Origin of the sequence: Microvirga sp. 17 mud 1-3, from assembly GCF_003151255.1 — a bacterium.
Lineage (GTDB): Bacteria > Pseudomonadota > Alphaproteobacteria > Rhizobiales > Beijerinckiaceae > Microvirga.
The window spans coordinates 1,893,548-1,913,919 of the sequence record NZ_CP029481.1 but is presented as its reverse complement, the minus strand read 5'-3'; the positions used below and the strand labels follow the sequence as shown (position 1 = coordinate 1,913,919).

At 65.3% G+C, this 20,372-nt stretch carries 15 protein-coding genes; 8 read left to right on the top strand and 7 right to left on the bottom strand.

Features of this window, described 5'->3' with window-relative positions:
- Positions 1-95: 95 nt before the first annotated feature.
- Positions 96-2,519 carry a penicillin-binding protein 1A gene (locus tag C4E04_RS09075; RefSeq protein ID WP_109596882.1) on the bottom strand — a complete coding sequence of 808 codons (2,424 nt, stop codon included), beginning with the start codon at positions 2,517-2,519 and terminating at the stop codon, positions 96-98.
- 144 nt (positions 2,520-2,663) lie between these two features.
- Complete coding sequence (locus tag C4E04_RS09070) at positions 2,664-3,905, bottom strand: N-acetylmuramoyl-L-alanine amidase (RefSeq protein WP_245416277.1); 1,242 nt, start codon at positions 3,903-3,905, stop codon at positions 2,664-2,666.
- Positions 3,906-4,516: 611 nt separating this feature from the next.
- Between C4E04_RS09070 and C4E04_RS09065 the strand changes: the two genes are divergently transcribed.
- Entirely contained in the window at positions 4,517-7,231 is a 2,715-nt protein-coding gene (locus tag C4E04_RS09065) for a ribonuclease E/G (protein WP_109596878.1), read from the top strand.
- A gap of 69 nt (positions 7,232-7,300) precedes the next feature.
- On the opposite strand, the gene C4E04_RS09060 is transcribed toward C4E04_RS09065, so the two are convergent.
- Both C4E04_RS09060 and C4E04_RS09055 read right to left on the bottom strand, forming a co-directional pair.
- Positions 7,301-8,152, bottom strand: a complete 852-nt coding sequence (locus C4E04_RS09060) for an alpha/beta fold hydrolase (RefSeq protein WP_245416276.1) — start codon at positions 8,150-8,152, stop codon at positions 7,301-7,303.
- 33 nt (positions 8,153-8,185) lie between these two features.
- On the bottom strand, positions 8,186-9,376 hold the full coding sequence (locus C4E04_RS09055) for a pyridoxal phosphate-dependent aminotransferase (RefSeq protein ID WP_109596876.1): 1,191 nt from the start codon (positions 9,374-9,376) through the stop codon (positions 8,186-8,188).
- A gap of 220 nt (positions 9,377-9,596) precedes the next feature.
- Between C4E04_RS09055 and C4E04_RS09050 the strand changes: the two genes are divergently transcribed.
- The 5 genes from C4E04_RS09050 (at position 9,597) to aat (ending at position 13,868) form a co-directional block, all read left to right on the top strand.
- Entirely contained in the window at positions 9,597-10,373 is a 777-nt protein-coding gene (locus C4E04_RS09050) for a DsbA family protein (RefSeq protein WP_109596874.1), read from the top strand.
- Between the two features lie 162 nt (positions 10,374-10,535).
- Positions 10,536-11,003: a type II 3-dehydroquinate dehydratase gene (gene aroQ, locus C4E04_RS09045; protein WP_109596872.1), complete on the top strand. Its 468-nt coding sequence runs from the start codon at positions 10,536-10,538 to the stop codon at positions 11,001-11,003.
- Positions 11,004-11,030: 27 nt separating this feature from the next.
- Positions 11,031-11,510: an acetyl-CoA carboxylase biotin carboxyl carrier protein gene (accB, locus tag C4E04_RS09040; protein WP_109596870.1), complete on the top strand. Its 480-nt coding sequence runs from the start codon at positions 11,031-11,033 to the stop codon at positions 11,508-11,510.
- A 5-nt stretch (positions 11,511-11,515) separates the two neighbouring features.
- A complete protein-coding gene (gene accC / locus C4E04_RS09035; RefSeq protein ID WP_109596868.1) occupies positions 11,516-12,877 on the top strand; it encodes an acetyl-CoA carboxylase biotin carboxylase subunit in 1,362 nt (453 codons plus the stop codon).
- A 307-nt stretch (positions 12,878-13,184) separates the two neighbouring features.
- Positions 13,185-13,868, top strand: coding sequence for a leucyl/phenylalanyl-tRNA--protein transferase (gene aat / locus C4E04_RS09030; protein WP_109596866.1), 684 nt, complete (start codon positions 13,185-13,187; stop codon positions 13,866-13,868).
- Between the two features lie 28 nt (positions 13,869-13,896).
- Here aat and C4E04_RS09025 read toward each other — a convergent pair whose 3' ends face one another.
- Positions 13,897-14,511, bottom strand: coding sequence for a DUF2155 domain-containing protein (locus tag C4E04_RS09025; protein ID WP_109596863.1), 615 nt, complete (start codon positions 14,509-14,511; stop codon positions 13,897-13,899).
- 165 nt (positions 14,512-14,676) lie between these two features.
- Here C4E04_RS09025 and C4E04_RS09020 point away from each other — a divergent pair, with 165 nt between their 5' ends.
- Complete coding sequence (locus C4E04_RS09020; protein WP_109596861.1) at positions 14,677-15,300, top strand: hypothetical protein; 624 nt, start codon at positions 14,677-14,679, stop codon at positions 15,298-15,300.
- A gap of 9 nt (positions 15,301-15,309) precedes the next feature.
- Here C4E04_RS09020 and C4E04_RS09015 read toward each other — a convergent pair whose 3' ends face one another.
- Together C4E04_RS09015 and C4E04_RS09010 are read right to left on the bottom strand one after the other, a co-directional pair.
- Entirely contained in the window at positions 15,310-15,543 is a 234-nt protein-coding gene (locus C4E04_RS09015) for a hypothetical protein (RefSeq protein ID WP_109596859.1), read from the bottom strand.
- A gap of 20 nt (positions 15,544-15,563) precedes the next feature.
- Positions 15,564-15,974 (bottom strand): NADH:ubiquinone oxidoreductase subunit NDUFA12, encoded by a 411-nt coding sequence (locus C4E04_RS09010; RefSeq protein ID WP_109596857.1) that lies wholly within the window; start codon positions 15,972-15,974, stop codon positions 15,564-15,566.
- 652 nt (positions 15,975-16,626) lie between these two features.
- Here C4E04_RS09010 and C4E04_RS09005 point away from each other — a divergent pair.
- On the top strand, positions 16,627-20,334 hold the full coding sequence (locus tag C4E04_RS09005) for a vitamin B12-dependent ribonucleotide reductase (RefSeq protein ID WP_109600964.1): 3,708 nt from the start codon (positions 16,627-16,629) through the stop codon (positions 20,332-20,334).
- Positions 20,335-20,372 lie beyond the last annotated feature (38 nt).

Below are 20,372 nucleotides of genomic sequence, written 5' to 3'. Positions count from 1 at the left end.
GGGAGCACCGCAGCATGTAAAGGAACTCCACGGCGGGCGGGCCAAATGGGCCGCCGTTCTCCGTGGAGTACAGACGATATGGGGAGCGAGAGCCGTCAGTACAATCCGCCGATGCCGACCCCGACGGCCCGCTGGGCTTCCGGCGAGATTTCGGCCTGAGGTACATCCACGTCAGGCGGGACGTAGGATTCGGGCGGGCCGGTACCGGGCTTGAACGCCTCGACAATGACGCCACCGCCCTCACCGGACCCGGCGCGGGTGCCCGTGGAGGCATTGACGCGGATGAGCTTGATCCCTGCCGGCACGCGGAACGGCGTCGCGGGCTTATCCTTGAGGGCCATCTGCATGAAATCGCGGAAAACCGGCGCCGCATATTGCCCGGCCGTCGCCGCGTTGCCGAGAGATTGCGGCTTGTCGTAGCCCAGGAACACGCCCACGGCGAGATCGGGCGAGAAGCCGACAAACCACACATCCTTCGCGTCGTTGGTCGTGCCAGTCTTGCCAGCCACCGGCTTGCCGACCGCCTTGACGGATTGGGCCGTGCCGCGCTGGACAACGCCCTCGAGGATCGAGGTCATCTGGTAGGCCGTGAGGGGGTCGAGAACCTGCTCGCGGTCGTCCGTCAGTTTCGGCGGCCCGCCGCCGTCCCACTGCGCGGCATCGCAGCCATCGCACTTTCGGCCGTCATGGCGGTAGATCGTGCGCCCGTTGCGGTCCTGGATCCGATCAATCAGGGTCGGCTTGATACGCCGGCCACCATTGACGAACATGGAATAGGCCGCGGTCATGCGCATGACGGTCGTCTCGCCCGCCCCAAGGGACATGGACAGCAGTGGCAGCATGTCGTCATAGACGCCGAAACGACGGGCATATTCGGCAATCGTCGGCATCCCGACCTCGTTGGCGAGCCGGACCGTCATGAGGTTCTTGGAATGCTCGATCCCATAGCGCAGAGTGCGCAGGCCCGCGGACTTGCCGTCATAGTTGGACGGCGCCCAGGCAGCCTGGCCGGGGCCCATGTCGAGGACGAAGGGCGCGTCGAGGATCTGACTCGAGGGCGTATAGCCCTTGTCCAGGGCCGTCGCATACACGATCGGCTTGAACGAGGAGCCAGGCTGGCGCATGGCCTGGTTGGCGCGGTTGAACTCACTCTGGTCGAACGAGAAGCCGCCCACCATCGCGAGCACGCGGCCCGTATAGGGGTCCATGGCCACGATGGCGCCTGAGATCTCCGGGATCTGGCGGAGCCGGAACTGGTCGTCCTTGCCCTCCAGGGGGTCAACATAGACCACGTCGCCGGGCGAGAGCGCCTTGTCGACGGTGCGGCGGGTCCATTTCACGCCCTCAGCCGCGATGATACCGGTCTCGCGCTCCGGGACGACACGGCCAGCCGCGTCCTTGCGGGGCTGGAGGCCGATGCGCGCCCGCCCGCCGGAAACCTCCAGAACCACGGCCATGCGCCAGGGCTGCACGTCTCCGAGCGAAGGAACTTCCGCAAGGGCAAGGCCCCATTCGCGGCCGGCGAGATCCAGCTTCTGCGGCGCGCCGCGCCAGCCACGGGCCTGGTCGAAGCGCACAAGACCGTCCACGAGGGCCTTGCGGGCCATGGCTTGCATCTGAGGGTCGAGGGTCGCGCGGATGACGAGGCCGCCCTCGTAGAGGGTCTCTTCCCCATAGCGCTCGGCAATGTCGCGGCGCACGCCCTCGGCGAAATAGCCAGACGCGATGCTGTTGGGAGAGACGACCCGCGGGTTGACGTTGAGCGGCTCTTTCTTGGCCGCATCGCCCGCCTCGCGGGTGATGTAGCCGTTCTCGACCATCCGGTCGATCACCCAGTTGCGCCGGTCGAGAGCGGCCTGGCGTTGGCGGAAGGGATGGTAGTTGTTGGGCGCTTTCGGCAGGGCCGCCATATATGCGACCTCGGCGATGCTGAGCTCGTGCACGGATTTGCCGAAGTAGTTCAGCGCGGCGGCCGCGATGCCATAATTGCCGAGGCCGAGATATATCTCGTTGAGATACAGTTCGAGGATCTTGTCCTTCGAGAAGGTCGTCTCGATCTTCAGGGCCAGGAGCGCCTCTCGGATCTTGCGCTCGTAGGTCCGCTCGTTGGTGAGCAAGAAGTTCTTCGCCACCTGCTGGGTAATCGTCGAGGCGCCCTGCTCGCGCTTGCCGCCGGAGCGCAAGTTGGCGACGACGGCACGGACGATTCCTTCGGGGTCGATACCGGCATGCTTGTAGAAATTCTTGTCTTCGGCCGACAGGAAGGCCGAGACGACGAGTTTCGGAATGGCCTGGATCGGGACATAGAGGCGCCGCTCGCGAGCATACTCGGCGATCAGGCTGCCGTCCGTCGCATGGACCCGGGTCATGACCGGCGGCTCGTAATTGGCAAGCTGCGCGTGGTCGGGAAGGTCCTTCGAGAAGGTCCAGTATCCATAGGCCAGGCCAAGGGCGCCGATCAGGAAGACGATCGCCCCGACGCTGAAGAGAAACCCGAAGAATCGTAGGACGAAGCGCATCCGAAAGTATTCCGTTCCCGGCGCACCCGGCGCCTCACAAATCTGAACTGCAACGCTGTCCCCGCCCCCGGCGGCCGGCGCATCTAGCCCGACAGCCCTGTTACCCGAGGAATCACGCTCCCGCCATCGGTATCCACACCGTTTCTATGGTAAAACTGCGGCAGCGCCTTGGCGGGCGAGCCTGGTTGCAAAGAAGCGGTCCACCGCTGCCGTCATGGCTCCGGTCGCCTTGCCGCGCCACTCCTCTGACATGAGCAGGTCGAGATCCTGACGGCTGGACAGATAGCCCAACTCCACCAGTACCGACGGGACGTCATAGGCCCGAAGAACCCGGAAGCCGGCCTCCCGGCGGGGGTTCTTGTTCAAGCGGGCAATGGACTCGAGTTCCCCGACGAGGCTGCCGGCGAAACGGTGGGAGAAGCTCCGTGTCTCGCGCAGGGTAAGGTCCTGGAGGATGTCCATGACCTCGTCCGGCCCGTCACCCACGTCGATTCCGGCTGCGGCATCGGCCTTGTTCTCTCGGTCCGCCAGTTGGGCCGAATCCGCGTCCGAGGCTCGCTCCGAGCCCGTATAGACCGTGAGCCCGCGCACCTCCTGGCCACCCGAGATGGAATCCGCGTGGACCGAGATGAAGAGGTCCGCACGGGCCGCGCGGGCAGCCCGTACCCGGTCCCCAAGGGAGATGAACACATCCTGGTCCCGGGTGAGGACCACGCGATAAAGCCCTTTGGCCTCAAGCTTTTTCTTTAGGGCCTGGGCGAAAGCGAGGACGATGTCCTTCTCGTAAGCGCCCGTGAGAGCGTTCGCGCCGGGATCGATGCCCCCGTGGCCGGGGTCGATCACGATGACGGGACGGTTATCCTTGGGTGCCTGGGCAGTATCGGCGCCCTCCCCGGCCTGGTTCGACGAGGAGGCGGCGCTCAGGGCCGCGGCCTTGCGGAACTCCTCCCGGTCGGCCCGGCTCAGCTCGATCACCAGTACGACCGCGCCGCCAAAGGCGCCCGGCTCGGTCCGGATCGCCGAGACCACCGCCGGCTGGGCCAGATCCATTACCATCCGCGAGCGCCCGGGCGCAAAGAGACCGTACCGGAAGGATGAGACGAGACCTGTCGCCTTTCGGCCGCTCTCCGGCGGCAGATGGAAGGCCACCTCGGGCAGGTCGACGATCAGGCGGTCCGGCCGCTCCATCACGTGGGTCTGAATGGTGACTTCCCGGGAAAGGCTGATCTTGAAGCGGGTCCGCCCCGCTTCGGCCTCGACCGCGACGTCGGCCGCAACCACCGCCGTACCGGCCTGCGCCCCACCGACCGCCCGCGCGCCATCGGGCGCGGCCGCGAGGAGCGCGGCCGCCGCGAGGAGGCAGAAAAGGCGTATGTAGCGCGTCATGAGCATTCCGACCGCCGGCAGGTTCGAGCGCCCCTCCTACCCCCATAGTCGGTGTTTCGTTAATGAAACCTCATCATTAAGGCATTAATGTTTCGTTGATGTTGCAACGATGACACAGTGTCTCAGCACCTTGCCAAACGCATCATTCGATCTGTAATGATGACGATCCCGTCCGGCATGGCCGATTCTGGCGGAGTGTCCGTGGAGACGGTTGTGTTGACCGATCCGCCGGCCCCTTCGCCATCCTCGACAGGCTCGCGGACAGGCTCAGATGGCGATGATTTCGCCTTATATGCCCGGTGGCCAGCCCAAACTGGCTCATCGATTTCGAAAGGGCCGTCGTTGAATGGTTGCGCAAGCGAAGTCAGTTCTGACTCTCGTCCCGGCACCGTTTGATGCGCGCGAACCGTTTCGCGCCCCATGCTCCGCTCAATCCGGCATGGCCTCGGCCCCGTTTAACCCAGAATGCGCCCCTGTGAGGCGCACGATGGCGACCGAACGCAATCCGAACGCAATGTCAGCCCGCCGCCCCCTAAGGCGGCGAGGCCGTCCGCCCTCAGTGCGGCTTCTGCCTCAGGCTCTGCCCTCGGTCGCCATGTCGAGAGTTCAACATGGCAAACAAGATGCTCATCGATGCCTCCCACCCGGAAGAAACCCGGGTCGTGGTGGTGCGTGGTCAAAAGGTCGAAGAATTCGACTTCGAATCCGCTAACCGGAAGCAGCTGCGAGGCAATATCTATCTGGCGAAGGTCACGAGGGTCGAACCCTCCCTCCAGGCCGCCTTCGTCGAATATGGCGGAAACCGCCACGGTTTCCTGGCCTTCAGCGAAATCCACCCCGATTATTACCAGATCCCGGTCGCGGATCGCATGGCCCTTCTCGAGGCCGAGGCGGAAGCGCAGCGGGAGGAAGAGCTCGAGGAAGAGCGTCGCAGCCGGCGCCGCCGCTCCTCCGCCAAGCGCGCCCGGCCCGACGAGGCCGTGTCGTCCTCAGAGGTCGAGGCGGGGGAATCCGCCGCTCCTGAGACCGGCGGCGAAGAGGCAGAGGGACAGGCGGGTGAAGCGTCTGCCGTGTCCGAAGCCGCCGAAGCTCCGCGGAGCGATGGGGAGCCGGAGGGTGAGGCTGGACTGGAAGTCGCGCAGGAGACCGCCGACGAGGGTGCCGAAGTCGTCCAGGCCTCGTCCGGCGAGGCTGACGCCGCTGCCGAGGCAGAGGGCGGCGAGGACGACAGCCACGACGACCATGACCATGAAGACGACCATGATCATGACGACCATGAGCACGACGATACAGTCGAGCAGCTCGGTGGCGGCGATGCCATGGAGGACGTTCCCCAGCGCCCCCGCACCCCGCGCAAGCAGTACAAGATCCAGGAAGTCATCAAGCGCCGCCAGATCCTCCTGGTCCAGGTCGTGAAGGAAGAGCGCGGCAACAAGGGCGCAGCTCTCACCACCTATCTCTCGCTTGCCGGCCGCTATTCGGTTCTCATGCCGAATACCGGACGCGGCGGCGGCATTTCCCGCAAGATCACCAATGCGGCCGACCGCAAGCGCCTGAAGGAGATCGCCCAGGATCTGGCAGTGCCGGAAGGAATGGGCATCATCCTGCGCACGGCCGGCGCTTCCCGCACGAAGCCCGAGATCAAGCGTGACTACGAATATCTGATGCGTCTCTGGGAGAGCGTGCGCGAACTGACGCTCAGCTCCTCGGCTCCTGCCCTCGTCTATGAGGAAGGCTCGCTTATCAAGCGCGCCATCCGGGACCTCTATAACAAGGATATCGACGACATCCTGGTCTCAGGCGACGACGGCTATCGCGAGGCGAAGGACTTCATGCGCATGCTCATGCCGAGCCATGCCAAGATCGTCAAACCCTACCGCGAGCCGCAGCCGCTCTTCGCCAAATACGGCGTGGAGGCCCAGCTCGACGCCATGTTCTCCAACCACGTCACCCTGAAATCGGGCGGCTATCTCGTCATCAACCCGACGGAAGCCCTCGTCTCCATCGACGTGAATTCCGGCCGTTCCACCCGCGAGCACAACATCGAGGATACGGCGCTTCGCACTAACCTCGAGGCCGCCGAGGAGATCGCCCGGCAGCTTCGCCTGCGCGACCTCGCCGGCCTGGTGGTGATCGACTTCATCGACATGGAGGAGAAGCGCAACAACCGCGCCGTCGAGAAGAAGCTCAACGAGTGCCTGAAGAACGACCGCGCCCGCATTCAGGTGGGCCGCATCTCGCCCTTCGGGCTGCTGGAGATGTCGCGCCAGCGCATCCGCACGGGCGTGCTGGAATCGTCCTCCGTCCCCTGTCAGCATTGCGCCGGCACCGGCTTCGTGCGGTCCACGCCCTCCGTGGCTCTGCACGTGCTGCGCTCCATCGAAGAGACGCTCATCAAGAATGCGGGCTACAACCTCACCGTCCGCACCCGGATGGAGGCTGCGTTCTATATCCTGAACCAGAAGCGCATTCACCTGCGTGAGCTGGAAAATCGCTTCGGCGTCGCAATCACCATCGTGGCCGACGAGACCATGATGGGCACGACCACCTATGCCATTGACCGGGGCGAGCCTGCCCTGCGCCTGGAGCATAAATCCGCCGCCACCGGCATCCAGATCGATGCGATCATGCCGGCCGACGAGCTGGAGGAGGAAGCCGAGGTCGAGGTCGAGGTTTCGACCGACGAGGACGAGGGGACGGAAGAGGCCCATGCCGACGAGGAGCGGGGCGGCGAGGAAGGCGAAGGCAATGGCCGCCGTCGTCGGCGCCGTCGGCGTCGGCGCGGCCGTGACCGGGACGGCGTCCGGGCCGAGCATCATGGCGAGGACGAGGCCCACGAAGGCGCGGCCTCTGCCGAAGACGCTGAAGAAGGCGAGGAGATTGAAGGCGCCGAAGCCGAAGGCAGCGCCGCCCAGGAGATCTCCGGGTCCGAAGACGGCGCAGACGAGCGCCATGGCCGCCGCCGGCGCAGAGGCCGGCGTGGCGGGCGCGGACGTGGTCGGGACGAAACGGTCGAGTTCGCCATGGAGGAAGGCTTCGTAGCGCCCCAGGATGGCGAGAGCGGCGAAGCCGGCGAGGCACGCCCGACCGAGCCCACCATGGCCGAGGCCGCCTCGGCTGAGCCGGAAGAGGCCGCGCCGCAGAGCGGCGTATCGAACGGGATTGCGGCTCCGGCCACTCCGGCCGAAGAGGCACATGAGCCCGAACCGCAGCCTGTTGTTCCCGAACCCGAGCCTGTCGCCGTGGTTCTCACGCCCCCCGATCCGGACCGCCCGAAGCGCGCGGGCTGGTGGTCCAAGGCGAAATCGGTCCTGAGCGGCCACTAAAACGAAAATCCCCGGCCTCAGAGCCGGGGATTTTTTTGGCGGGCCTTCAATCGGAGAACTGGCCCACCGTCAGAGCATATCGTCGAGCCAATGGGCCACGAAGGCCGCGAAGGCCTGGGGATCCTCATCGGGCCAGAGATGTCCGACTCCCGGCACCTCCACGGCCCGCCCGTTTCCAATGCATCGTGCGACCGCCCGCGCCGGGATCCTGAACAGAGGTCGCGTCCGCTCACCCCAGGCGACCGTGACGGGCATCGGCAACGCGCCGAGGGTCTCGCAACTCATGGCCGGAGGCTCCTCCTGGGCCAGGAGCAGCGGCATCGTGTGGGCGTTCTCCAGCTTCACCCGCCGCCGCTCGGCAGGCTCCGCATCGAAGTGGCCGGGGCCGCCGGAAGCATCGATCAGTAGCCGGACGGCCTGCTCCCAATCGCCCTGCCCGGCCGTCGCGAAGATCGGCCCGAACATGGCATGCGCATCCTCACCGAACCGGGCGAGATCGTCGGGAGGCAACGGAATCGAGCGCACACCCGGCTCGTAGGCCAGGATCCGGCGGAAGAGATCTGGCCTGCTGGCCGCGGCTTCGAGCGCCACATGCCCCGCATAGGACCAAGCGACAAGAGCGACAGGTCCTATCCCTAATGCCTCAACGAAGGTCACAAGATCGCGCGCATGGGTCGCGACACCGAACGGGGGCCCGTCAGGACGCCAGGGCGCGTCTCCAAAGTAGCGCTGCGTCAGGGAGAGGCAGCGGAAGCGACTGGACAGGATGTCCCCGTGGGGCGCCCATGTTCGCCGGTCGCCGAGGGCGCCGTGGAGGAACAGCACGGGCGTGCCCGAGCCGACATCCGAATAGGGAAAGATATCCTCGCCGATGGCACAATGGCGCGGCGCATCGGAATAAGCAGAGTTCATGACGGTCATGACAATTCGGGATTTCGTCGCGGCAGGAAGGCCTTACTCGGCTTTCCCCATCCAGGTTTTCAGGCGTCGCACCGCCTCGCGGCAGTCGGTCTCCGAGCCGGCAAAGGACAGGCGCAGGTAATGCTGGCCCTCGGTCGGGTCGAAATCGAGGCCCGGCGTTGCGGCGACGCCGGTCTCCTCCAGCATCCGCCGGGCGAAACCGATGGAGTCGTTCGTGAAGCGGGCGATGTCCGCATAGATGTAGAAGGCGCCGTCCACCGGATGCATCTCGGTGATCCCGAGACGCGGCAGCTCCTCCAGGAGCATGGCCCGGTTGGCCGCATATCCCGCTTTTACAGCTTCCAGCTCGTCGATGGCGTCGAAGGCCGCGAGCGCCGCCACCTGGGACAGGTAGGGCGGGGAGATGTAGAGATTTTGGGCCAGCCGCTCGATGGGGCGCACGAGGCGCTCCGGCACGACGATCCAGCCGATCCGCCACCCGGTCATGCAGTAGTATTTCGAGAACGAGTTGATCACGACCGCATCGTCGTCGCTGGCAAGCGCCGTGGTCGCCGGCTCGCCATAGGTCAGCCCGTGATAGATCTCATCGGAGACGAACCAGAGGCCGAGCCGGCGGCAGGTCTCCCCGAGTTCCCGTAGGGCATCCCGGCCGATCATCGTGCCGGAGGGGTTGGCCGGGCTCATGGCCAGGATCCCGTGCAGGGGCTTCGCCGCATGGGCCCGCTCCACCGCTTCGGCCGTCATGATCCAGCCATCGGCCTTCGTGAGCGGGATAACCACGGGCTCCAGATCGAGGGCTTCCAGGATGTTGCGATAGGCCGGGTAACCGGGAGCCGTGATGGCGACCCGCTGGCCACGGTCGAAGAGGCTCAGAAAAGCCAGGACGAAGCCGGCCGAAGAGCCGGTGGTGACCACCACCCGCTCGGGCGAAAGGCTCACGCCGTAGGTGTCCCGGTAGTGCCGGGCGATGCGCTCGCGCAGCGAAGCCATGCCGAGGGCTTCCGTATAGCCGATACGGCCATGGTCGAGCGCGGCCCTGGCGGCCTCACGGGCGGCCCGCGGCGCTGGCGCGGATGGCTGGCCGACTTCCATATGGACGACGCTGTCGCCCCTTCTCTCCTTGGCGGCGGCCGCGCTGAGCACGTCCATGGCCAGGAAGGAGGAGACGCGCTCCATGCGGCGGGCGACGAGGGGCTGGGGCAGATTGGGCAAGGACTTGGTCATGGCAGGCTCTCGTACCGTCTTGGGCGCGGCGCCTCAAGCATCGCCCTGCCCCATACCATCAACGAAGCCGTGAATTGACGCTCCGGCGGCAAACCCGTAACTCTCACCCCATATGGCTGTCCGCGGCGCCCTTCGACCGAGCCGCGACCCGATCGTTCCCGGCCGGATGCGGAGCCGAGCCCGCGCTCCATCCAGGCCAAGCTTCCGCAAAGGACGGACAATGCGTTTCCCGCTCTTCAGATCCTTCCAGGCCGCCCTCATTCTCGGGGCCGTCGCATTCGGCGCCCCGGCCATGGCCCAGAAGGCCGAGTTCTCGGACCAGCAGCGCCAGGCCATCGGCGAGATCGTCCGCGATTACCTGCTCAAGAATCCGGAACTCCTCCAGGAGGTTATTGCGGAGCTCGAGAAGCGTCAGGCCGAGAGCCAACGCGTCGCCCAGGCCAGTGCCCTGAAGGAGACGCGGGATATCCTTTACAACGCATCCCACTCCTTCGTGGTCGGAAACCCGTCCGGCGACGTCACCCTGGTCGAGTTCTTCGATTACAATTGCGGCTATTGCAAACAGGCGCTCAACGACGTCCAGACCCTCATCAAGAGCGACCCGAAGCTGCGGGTGGTGCTCAAGGATTTCCCGGTCCTCGGGCCGGATTCCATCGAGGCCAGCAGGGTCGGGCTTGCGGTCCGGAACCAGATCCAGGGCGAGAAGCTGTTCGAATACCACATCAAGCTCCTGGGAACCCGTGGCCGGGTGAACGGCGAGCGCGCGCTCGCGGTCGCCAAGGAGATGGGCCTCGACACAGCCCGCCTTCAGAAGGACATGGCCGGCTCCGACGTGCGCAGCGCCCTCCAGGAGAATGCCGGCCTCGGCGACAAGCTCGGCCTTACAGGCACCCCGGCCTTCATCATCGGCGATGAGGTCATCCCCGGCGCGGTTGGGCTGGAGCCTTTGAAGCAAGTGGTCGCCAATGTGCGCCGTTGCGGCAAGGCGAATTGCTGACCGAAGTGGCCGTCCGGGCGGGGCGGTTCCCGCCCCGCAGACCGGGCCAGCCCCAAGCTAAGCTTTGGAAAGGCTTGGTTTTCCCCTTCCCCCAGCTCCGCCTTTTGGCTAAGAGGGCGTTTCGGCTCCATTCTCCGGAGCTTTCTGGAACGCTCCACGCGCATGATCAACGTCCACGTTCTCAACGGACCGAACCTCAACCTGCTCGGTCGCCGGGAGCCGGAAGTCTACGGCCGGTTGACCCTGCAGGATATCGAGCGGCTCGTCCGAGAGAAGGCGGAAGCGCTGGGCCTCTCGCTTACCTTCCGTCAGTCGAACCACGAAGGACAGTTGGTCGACTGGATCCAGGAGGCGGGAGCCCAGGGAGCAGGTGTCGTCATCAATGCCGGCGCCTATACCCACACCTCGATCGCTCTGCGGGACGCCATCTCCGGCAGCGCCGCTCCCACGGTCGAGATCCATCTTTCGAACGTTCATGCCCGCGAGGACTTTCGTCATCGCTCGCTCATCGCCCCGGTCTCTGTGGGCGTGATCTGCGGTTTCGGCCCCATGAGCTACGTGCTCGGCCTGGAGGCCATTCACCGCGTCATGGTCGAGCGGGCGCAGCAGGCGAAGCCCTCCACCCACTGAATTCCTCAACGATAAGAGGTGAGCCCCATGGCCAAGGATAACCCTTTCGATCCCGATCTCGTGCGTGAGCTGGCGTCACTGATCGCCGATACCGATCTCACCGAGATCGAAGTGGAGAAGGGCGACCTTCGCATCCGCGTGGCGAGAACCATCACGGCGGCGGTCACCGTGCCGGTTGCGGCACCCTCCATGGCGGCTCCGCCGCCCGTGATGGCGCCTCCTCCGATGGCTGCGGAAGCGGTCGCGACAGGCGCCAAGTCGGCCGCCGCCCATCCGGGCGCCGTGCTGTCGCCCATGGTCGGCACCGCCTATCGCCGCCCCTCGCCGGACGCGAAGCCGTTTGTCGAAATCGGCTCGAAGGTTCAGGCTGGCGACAAGGTCCTCCTGGTCGAGGCCATGAAGACCTTCAATGAAATCACGGCTCCGCGCAGCGGCACTGTGACGGCCATTATGGTAGAGGACGGAACGCCGGTCGAATACGGCGAGCCGCTGCTCGTGATCGAGTGAGCGCGATGTTCGACAAGATTCTCATCGCCAACCGCGGCGAGATCGCCCTACGCATTCTGCGCGCCGCGAAGGAGCTCGGCATTGCCACCGTCGCGGTCCATTCCACGGCCGACGCGGACGCCATGCACGTGCGCCTGGCGGACGAGAGCGTCTGCATCGGGCCGCCGGCCGCCCGCGACAGCTACCTCAACATTCCGGCCCTGATCGCCGCCTGTGAAATCACGGGCGCGGACGCCATCCATCCCGGTTATGGGTTCCTCTCGGAGAACGCCCGCTTCGCCGAGGTGCTGGAGCATCACCGCATCGCCTTTATCGGCCCCAAGGCCGAGCATATCCGCATTATGGGTGACAAGATCGAGGCCAAGCGTACCGCAAAGCGCCTCGGCATCCCATGCGTGCCCGGCTCCGAAGGTGGCATCACCGACGAGGAAGAAGCCAAGCGCGTCGCCAAGGATATCGGCTACCCGGTCATCATCAAGGCGGCCGCCGGCGGCGGCGGGCGCGGCATGAAGGTGGCGCGCACGGAGGAAGACCTCGTCCATGCCCTCCAGACCGCCAGGACCGAAGCCAAGGCGGCCTTCGGCGATGACGCGGTCTATATCGAGAAATATCTCGAGAAGCCGCGCCACATCGAGATCCAGGTGCTGGGCGACGGCAAGGGCAACGCCATCCATCTCGGCGAGCGCGACTGCTCGCTCCAGCGGCGCCACCAGAAGGTCTGGGAAGAAGGGCCCTCCCCGGCCCTCAACGTCGAGATGCGCGAACGCATCGGCGGCGTCGTCGCAAAGGCGATGCAGGAGCTGAAATACGCCGGTGCTGGCACCATCGAGTTCCTCTACGAGGACGGTGAGTTCTACTTCATCGAGATGAACACCCGCATCCAGGTGGAGCATCCGGTCACCGAGATGATCACCGGCATCGATCTGGTGAATGAGCAGATCCGCGTGGCGGCGGGCGCCCCGCTTTCGGTGAAGCAGAGCGACATCAAGATCGAGGGCCACGCGATCGAGTGCCGCGTAAACGCGGAGCACCACTCCACCTTCCGCCCCTCGCCCGGAACGATCAGCTACTTCCATCCTCCGGGCGGACTTGGTGTGCGCGTGGATTCGGCGGCCTATCAGGGCTACCGCATCCCTCCTCACTACGATTCCCTCGTCGGCAAGCTCATCGTGCATGGCCGCACCCGCAATGAGTGCCTCATGCGCCTGCGCCGCGCCCTCGACGAGTTCGTAGTGGACGGCGTCGACACCACGCTCCCCCTGTTCCGGACCCTGGTCCGCAACCCGGATATCCAGAACGGCCAATACGACATCCACTGGCTCGAGAACTTCCTCAAGACCGGCGGGATCGAGGGCGAGCCTGCTTGATATAGAGGTCTAGTGATAACCTCCTTCGGCCTCTTGAGGGCGCACTTCGCCCGCTGAGAGAGGCCGGAGGTGACGCCCGCCTCCTCCTGAGCGGATAGGGCCTCTGATGCGACGCCGATGGATTGCGGCCCGCGCATCATGGAGCGGGGCCAGTCCCCCTTTCCCTCGATGAGCGGTGCTTTTTCTCAGCCTGGCTTGGCCTGTCACCTGGGTCGCATCGAAATACATGTTCCGCACGGATCCTGGCTGATAATCCCTTCCCGGCGCCCTATTTTTTGGTCATCATGCAGGCATTAGGTCTTCGTCGATGAGCAGAGCTTCGGATCGCGCTCTTGAAATCACCCCTGAGATCCTCCTCAGGGCCTATGCCGCGGGAATTTTTCCCATGGCAGAAGATGCGGACGATCCTTCGCTTTTCTGGGTCGAGCCGCGGGAGCGGGGTATCATCCCGCTGGATAGCTTTCACATCCCTAAGCGACTCGCCCGCACCCTCCGGTCGGACAGGTTCGAGGTGAAGATCGATCAGGATTTCGACGCGGTCATCGAGGGCTGCGCCGCCCCGGGGCCGGACCGGGAGAAGACCTGGATCAGCCGGCGTATCCGCGAGCTTTACGGGGAACTCTTCGATACGGGCTATTGCCACACGGTCGAGGTCTATGAGCTGGGTCGGTTGGTTGGAGGGCTTTACGGGGTCCGCCTGCGCAGTGCCTTCTTCGGCGAGAGCATGTTCCATGTGGAGCGGGACGCCTCCAAGGTCGCCCTCGCGTATCTGGTGGCGCGCCTCAGGCGCGGCGGCTTCACCTTGCTCGACACCCAGTTCGTAACCCCCCATCTGGCCCAGTTCGGCGCCGTTGAGATCCCGCGCCGCACCTACAAGCAGATGCTTCGCACGGCCATGGAGCTCGATGCCGTGTGGGATGTCTGGCCGCCGAACGTCTCCGTGAGCGGCGCAGAGGTTCTTGCCGCACTTTCCGAGCCGATGGTTGCCTGAGGCGGCGGCCGGGCCAGCCTCGATCTCGCTAGCGGTCGTTGGTCCGGTCGTTGCGAATAACGGGCACCGCCGGAGCGCGGCGGACAGGCTGCTGGCGAGGCACGGGAGCGACCTCGGCGGGCGGTGGCGCGGGCGCCGCCTGCGCGGGAGCGACCGGCGGGCTCATGATGTCGCCGGGCCGTGAGGCCTCGACCGGGCGGGGCTGGACCGGATCGAGGGGCGGCGGCTCCTCGGCCACCTCCTTCGGCTCGGGAATCACCTCCGTGCCGCCTTTGCAATCCACCAGCCAGATATCGTAGACCGGGTGCTCGATGCCGTGTAGGCCGGGGCTTCCGGAAAACATCCAGCCCGAAAAGACCCTATGAGGCTTGCCGTTGGCGGAGGTGTCGTCGACCTCCACGAAAGAAGTGGTGTTGGGGTTTTCGGTCGGCGGCTTGGTGAAGCAGACATCCGCCTTCATCTGCAGGGAGCCGAACTGAACGGTCTCGCCGATCGCAACCTCGAAGGACACGATTCGCCCGGTGATCTTGTCGAGCCCCGAGAAGACGCCTGTGGGGTTCTTGATTCTGTCCGCATGGGCCGCACCAGCGCTGCCCGTCACGATGGCGAGCAGCAGAACGGCCCGCTTCCAACCGAATGTCATAGTCCTCGCCCGCGCCCTTCAAGGTCGGCGGCCTGCATGGCCGTCTCCTGCGTCGTGGGGACGCGTTAACACGGCAACGGTGTTCGAAAAAGGGCAAGTCTCGGCAGGATGGCGTTCCGCGGCGGATAATTTACTCTCGCGCCCTCTTCACTCTCCGGAGCCCCCATGGACACGCCCTGCCTGACCACCGACGCGGCCCGCCGCGCGCTCGGATTCCTGACCCTCGACGAGACCATAAGGCTCGCCGACCGGGGCGTGACGATTCCCGCACCCCATTCCGTCTTGGTCTCGCCCGGCATCTCTTTGGCGGAAGGCGTCGCGCTCTGGCCTGGAACCGTGCTGCAATGCCTGGACGGCGGTCATCTCTCCCTTGCGGCCGGGACCATATGCTTCCCAGGCACCCGCATTGTCTCCAAGGGGGGGCGGATTGAGATCGGCCCCGGGGTCGAGATCGGGGACGAGGGCGGCTTTACGATCAAGGCAGAACGGGGAGCGGACATCACTGTCGGCGCGGGGGCGCGCCTTCTCGGTGGCGGATCGCTGAACCTCTCCAACCGAATCGGCCGGGGCGCTCAGATCCTGGGGCCCATCCGCTGCCAGAACTGCAGCCTCGGCGATGGTGGGACCTATCGGGACCCTGATCCGGATTCCCGGGGCGGCGTGCTGAAGGGAGTGGGCGTGGCGCGCGACCTGGAAGTGCTGAAGGGACAGGTTATCCAGGCCTTCGGCCTGTTCGCCGAGGCGCCGATGCGGCCTCAGTCTTATTTTCACCCGCCAGAGAAGAATTGACGGACCTTCTCAGCCGAAGAACGAGCGCTTCTCGAAAGGATCCCGCGCGGGCTCGGTCATCGGATTACCTTCGTCCTGGCGCCGGTCGAAATGGGCGGCCGAACAGGCAAGGGAGCACAGGATGCCCTGGTCAGACCAATAGGCCGGCCCCTTCTGAACGTCGCCCGCGTAATAGGTGAAATCGGTATGCCCGAAGGGCAGGCCGCATTCCACGCAGGTCTTGGGTCTCTGGCTGTTCAACATGACGCTGGAGGAACCCTCTCCTACTCGCCCGGCGACCAGGGAACGTAGTCTCCGGTCGCGGAGGGCCGCTTGCCGGTGGACAGCATGGAGCCCTTGGGCCGGTAGGCCATGGTCGTGCCGGTCATGTTGGGAATGTAGGGCTTCTCCCACTCGCGGGGCGTATAGGGCTCCTCGCTCGGGGGAAGGTCGAAATTGTGACAGAGCCAGGCGCGCCAGCCGGGGGGCACCCGGGAGGCATCCATGTCGCCATTATAGACCACCCAGCGCCGCTCGGGGCCAACCGAGGGGTCGATCAGGGGCCCCATGGCCCGGTAGTATTTGTTGCCGAACTCGTCCGTGCCGACGAACTGGCCGCGGCGCCAGGTGTAGAATCGGGTGCCGAGGGTCGTCCCGTTCCACCAGGTGAAGAACTGAATCCAAAACTGTTTCATCTTTGCCGCCGAAGGGTTCGTCAATTTGCGCGGAATATGGCTTTACGCCCGCGCGAAGTCCAGCCTTCCGGTGCGATCATCCTGCATCCGATTCCCGAAGCTGCCGAAAGCGCGATTCGCCGGGCGATTCTTCTTGCTCCCTGCAGGCTTTCGCGCCCCCTGCCCGGCCCTCCACTTCACCCGAGCCGGCAAAAGGTTTCCGCCTGTTCGGACGGCGTTAACCGCGTTGCCCGAACGGCACTTCCCAGACTCCGAAAAAACGGCGCCGGGATTCTGAAAGGATTCTCCGAGGCTTAGCAACTTTTCCACATTTTTAACATTTGCCCACTATATATAGTCGGAACCACGGTCGTCGCTACAAGTTCTTGACGCAGGGCTCTCAAGATGACTAGCTTGCCGGAGTGCCGATCCGAGACCGGCAGCCCCCCTGAAAAGAGGGGTTGGAATCTCCCAAGAGTCAGCGTCAGAGCCGCGCGGCGAACCGATTGCCGCGGGGTCGCTGGCGTCCGAAGGAGGCGAGACTCGGGCGTGCTTGTGTGGCGGTCCGACAAAACGGGCCGTGGGGGCGTCAAAAAATTATCGCGGGGCTAAGTGCTGCGGAGGCGTTTCGCAGCCCGGAGGCGTTTTGCCTTCGACATGAAGGATGAAGACGATGCGGATCGAGCGGCGTTATACGACAAGCGGGCAATCGCCCTATTCCTCCCTCGCCTTCCGGCTCGCCACGAGCGAGATCCGCAACCCGGATGGTTCGGTCGTCTTCAAGCTCGACAATATCGAGGTGCCGGAGACCTGGAGCCAGGTCGCCTCGGACGTGCTCGCCCAGAAGTATTTCCGCAAAGCCGGGGTGCCGGCGCGCCTGAAGAAGGTGGAGGAGAACGACGTTCCCTCCTGGCTGTGGCGTTCCGTGGCCGACGAGGCCGCGCTCGCCGAGCTGCCGGAAGAGAGCCGTTACGGCTCCGAAATCTCCTCCAAGCAGGTTTTCGACCGGCTCGCCGGCTGCTGGACCTATTGGGGCTGGAAGGGCGGCTATTTCTCGTCCGAGGAGGACGCGCAGGCTTTCTATGACGAGCTGCGCTTCATGCTCGCCAACCAGATGGTGGCGCCCAACTCCCCGCAATGGTTCAACACCGGCCTGCACTGGGCCTACGGCATCGACGGGCCGAGCCAGGGCCACTTCTATGTGGACCACAAGACCGGCAAGCTGACCAAGTCCAAGTCGGCCTATGAGCACCCGCAGCCCCATGCCTGCTTCATCCAGGGCGTCGAGGACGATCTGGTGAACGAAGGCGGCATCATGGACCTGTGGGTCCGCGAGGCGCGCCTGTTCAAGTACGGCTCGGGCACCGGCTCCAACTTCTCGAAGCTGCGCGGCGAAGGCGAAAAGCTCTCGGGCGGCGGCCGCTCCTCGGGCCTGATGTCGTTCCTGAAGATCGGCGACCGCGCGGCAGGCGCCATCAAGTCCGGCGGCACCACCCGCCGGGCGGCCAAGATGGTGGTGGTCGACGTCGATCACCCGGACATCGAGGCCTATATCGACTGGAAGGTGAAGGAAGAGCAGAAGGTCGCGGCCCTCGTGACCGGCTCCAAGCTCGCAGCCAAGCACCTCAAGGCCATCATGAAGGCTTGCGTGAACTGCGAGGCCGAAGGCGATGCCTGCTTCGATCCGGAGAAGAACCCGGCCCTGAAGAAGGAAATCAAGATGGCCCGCCGGGTGCAGATCCCGGACAACTACATCAAGCGCGTCATCCAGTTCGCGCGCCAGGGCTACACGGATATCGACTTCCCGATCTACGACACCGACTGGGATTCGGACGCCTACCTCACGGTGTCTGGCCAGAACTCCAACAACTCGGTCTCCATCACCGACGACTTCCTTCGTGCTGTCGAGAAGGACGGCGAGTGGAAGCTCACCGCCCGCAAGGACGGCAAGGTGCTGAAGACCCTGAAGGCCCGCGACCTGTGGGAGCAGATCGGCTATGCGGCCTGGGCCTCGGCCGATCCGGGCCTGCACTTCAACACCACCATGAACGACTGGCACACCTGCCCGGCAGGCGGCCGCATCCGGGCCTCGAATCCGTGCTCGGAATACATGTTCCTGGACGACACGGCCTGCAACCTCGCCTCCGCCAACCTGCTCCAGTTCTACGACCGCGCCACCAAGTCCTTCGACGCCGACGCCTTCGAGCATGCCTGCCGCCTCTGGACGGTGGTGCTCGAGATCTCCGTCATGATGGCGCAGTTCCCCTCGCGGGAGATCGCGGAGCTCTCCTACGAGTACCGCACCCTCGGCCTCGGCTACGCCAATATCGGCGGCCTGCTCATGACCATGGGCCTGCCCTACGATTCCGACGCTGGCCGCGCCCTCGGCGGCGCGCTCACGGCCATCATGACCGGCGTGTCCTATGCGACCTCGGCCGAGATGGCCGGCGAGCTCGGTCCCTTCCCGCAATATGCCAAGAACGCGAAGCACATGCTGCGCGTCATCCGCAACCATCGCCGCGCCGCGCACGGCCTGGCGGAGGGCTATGAGGGCCTGAGCGTCAACCCCGTGCCGCTCGATGCCGTCTCCTGCCCCGACCAGAGCCTGATCGCCCATGCCAAGCGCGCCTGGGACCGGGCCCTCGAGCTCGGCGAGGCCAACGGCTACCGCAATGCGCAGGCCACCGTGATCGCGCCCACCGGCACGATCGGCCTCGTGATGGATTGCGACACCACCGGCATCGAGCCCGACTTCGCGCTCGTGAAGTTCAAGAAGCTCGCCGGCGGCGGCTACTTCAAGATCATCAACCGGGCCGTGCCCGACGCCCTGCGGGCGCTCGGCTACCGTGAATCCGAGATCGCCGAGATCGAGGCCTATGCGGTCGGCCACGGCTCCATGCGCCAAGCGCCTGCCGTCAATCCCGGCTCGCTCGCCGCGAAAGGCTTCACGTCCGAGAAGATCGATGCTGTCGAGAAGGGCCTGAAATCCGCCTTCGACATCAAGTTCGTGTTCAACCGCTGGACCCTCGGCGAGGACTTCCTGACCGGCACGCTGAAGGTGCCGGCCGAGAAGCTGAACGACCCGTCCTTCGATCTGCTCACTTTCTTAGGCTTCTCGAAGGCCGAGATCGAGGCTGCGAACATCCACATCTGCGGCGCCATGACCCTGGAGGGCGCGCCCCATCTGAAGGTCGAGCACTATCCGGTCTTCGACTGCGCCAATCCCTGCGGCAAGATCGGCAAGCGCTACCTCTCGGTCGACAGCCACATCCGCATGATGGCGGCGGCGCAGCCCTTCATCTCGGGCGCCATTTCCAAGACCATCAACATGCCGAACGAGGCGACGGTCGAGGATTGCAAGAACGCCTACATGCTCTCGTGGAAGCTGGCGCTGAAGGCCAACGCCCTCTACCGCGACGGCTCCAAGCTCTCGCAGCCCCTCAACGCGGCCCTCATCGCCGACGAGGAGGACGATGCGGACGAAGCCGCCGAGGCGCTGACCGCCCTGCCGGCCGCCGCCAAGGCCGCCAACCTCTCGGAGAAGATCATCGAGAAGGTGGTCGAGCGCGTGGTGGCGATCCGCGAGCGCGAGAAGATGCCCGACCGCCGCAAGGGCTACACCCAGAAGGCGGTCGTGGGCGGCCACAAGGTCTACCTGCGCACCGGCGAGTACGATGACGGCCGCCTCGGCGAGATCTTCATCGACATGCACAAGGAAGGCGCGGCCTTCCGGGCCATGATGAACAACTTCGCCATCGCGATCTCACTTGGCCTGCAATACGGCGTGCCGCTCGAGGAATACGTGGAGGCCTTCACGTTCACGCGCTTCGAGCCGGCCGGCTTCGTGCAGGGCAACGAGCGCATCAAGAGCGCGACCTCGATCATCGACTACGTGTTCCGCGAGCTCGCCGTCTCCTATCTCGCCCGCAACGACCTCGCCCATGTGGACCCGTCGGAAGTCGGCCCCACCACCATCGGCTCGGGCGAAGCCCAGTCCAAGGCGCCGGAAGCGGCCCCCGCCACCGCAATCGTCTCCCGCGGCTTCACCCGCGGCAGCGTCGACCGCCTCATGCTCATCCCGGGCGGTGCCAGCGGCACAGGCGGTGCAAACGGCGCAGGCCAGCGCACCGGCACCACGGGCCTCACCATGGGCGCCACCGCCCTGAAGGAAGAGCCCGCCGCGAAGGCCGAGGAAAAGGTAGGCGAAGCCGACCTCGCCAAACTCGGCTTCACGGCCCCGTCCCTCGCCGACCGGCGCGCGGAAGCCAAGATGAAAGGCTATGTGGGCGAAGCCTGTCCGGAATGCGCGAACTTCACGCTGGTGCGGAACGGGACGTGTTTGAAGTGCGACACGTGCGGCAGCACGACGGGGTGTTCTTAGTAACAACAATACCTAAGCTTCTTGACTAAGACCCTGAC

Excerpts from the sequence above, each read along its gene's own strand:
- C4E04_RS09005 (WP_109600964.1), top strand. The coding sequence starts at position 16,627 with ATGCGGATCGAGCGGCGTTATACGACAAGCGGGCAATCGCCCTATTCC.
- C4E04_RS09065 (WP_109596878.1), top strand. The coding sequence starts at position 4,517 with ATGGCAAACAAGATGCTCATCGATGCCTCCCACCCGGAAGAAACCCGG.
- C4E04_RS09050 (WP_109596874.1), top strand. The coding sequence starts at position 9,597 with ATGCGTTTCCCGCTCTTCAGATCCTTCCAGGCCGCCCTCATTCTCGGG.
- C4E04_RS09075 (WP_109596882.1), bottom strand. The coding sequence starts at position 2,519 with ATGCGCTTCGTCCTACGATTCTTCGGGTTTCTCTTCAGCGTCGGGGCG.
- aroQ (WP_109596872.1), top strand. The coding sequence starts at position 10,536 with ATGATCAACGTCCACGTTCTCAACGGACCGAACCTCAACCTGCTCGGT.
- C4E04_RS09060 (WP_245416276.1), bottom strand. The coding sequence starts at position 8,152 with ATGACCGTCATGAACTCTGCTTATTCCGATGCGCCGCGCCATTGTGCC.
- C4E04_RS09010 (WP_109596857.1), bottom strand. The coding sequence starts at position 15,974 with ATGAAACAGTTTTGGATTCAGTTCTTCACCTGGTGGAACGGGACGACC.
- C4E04_RS09025 (WP_109596863.1), bottom strand. The coding sequence starts at position 14,511 with ATGACATTCGGTTGGAAGCGGGCCGTTCTGCTGCTCGCCATCGTGACG.
- C4E04_RS09015 (WP_109596859.1), bottom strand. The coding sequence starts at position 15,543 with ATGTTGAACAGCCAGAGACCCAAGACCTGCGTGGAATGCGGCCTGCCC.
- C4E04_RS09020 (WP_109596861.1), top strand. The coding sequence starts at position 14,677 with ATGGACACGCCCTGCCTGACCACCGACGCGGCCCGCCGCGCGCTCGGA.
- C4E04_RS09055 (WP_109596876.1), bottom strand. The coding sequence starts at position 9,376 with ATGACCAAGTCCTTGCCCAATCTGCCCCAGCCCCTCGTCGCCCGCCGC.
- accB (WP_109596870.1), top strand. The coding sequence starts at position 11,031 with ATGGCCAAGGATAACCCTTTCGATCCCGATCTCGTGCGTGAGCTGGCG.
- accC (WP_109596868.1), top strand. The coding sequence starts at position 11,516 with ATGTTCGACAAGATTCTCATCGCCAACCGCGGCGAGATCGCCCTACGC.
- C4E04_RS09070 (WP_245416277.1), bottom strand. The coding sequence starts at position 3,905 with ATGACGCGCTACATACGCCTTTTCTGCCTCCTCGCGGCGGCCGCGCTC.
- aat (WP_109596866.1), top strand. The coding sequence starts at position 13,185 with ATGAGCAGAGCTTCGGATCGCGCTCTTGAAATCACCCCTGAGATCCTC.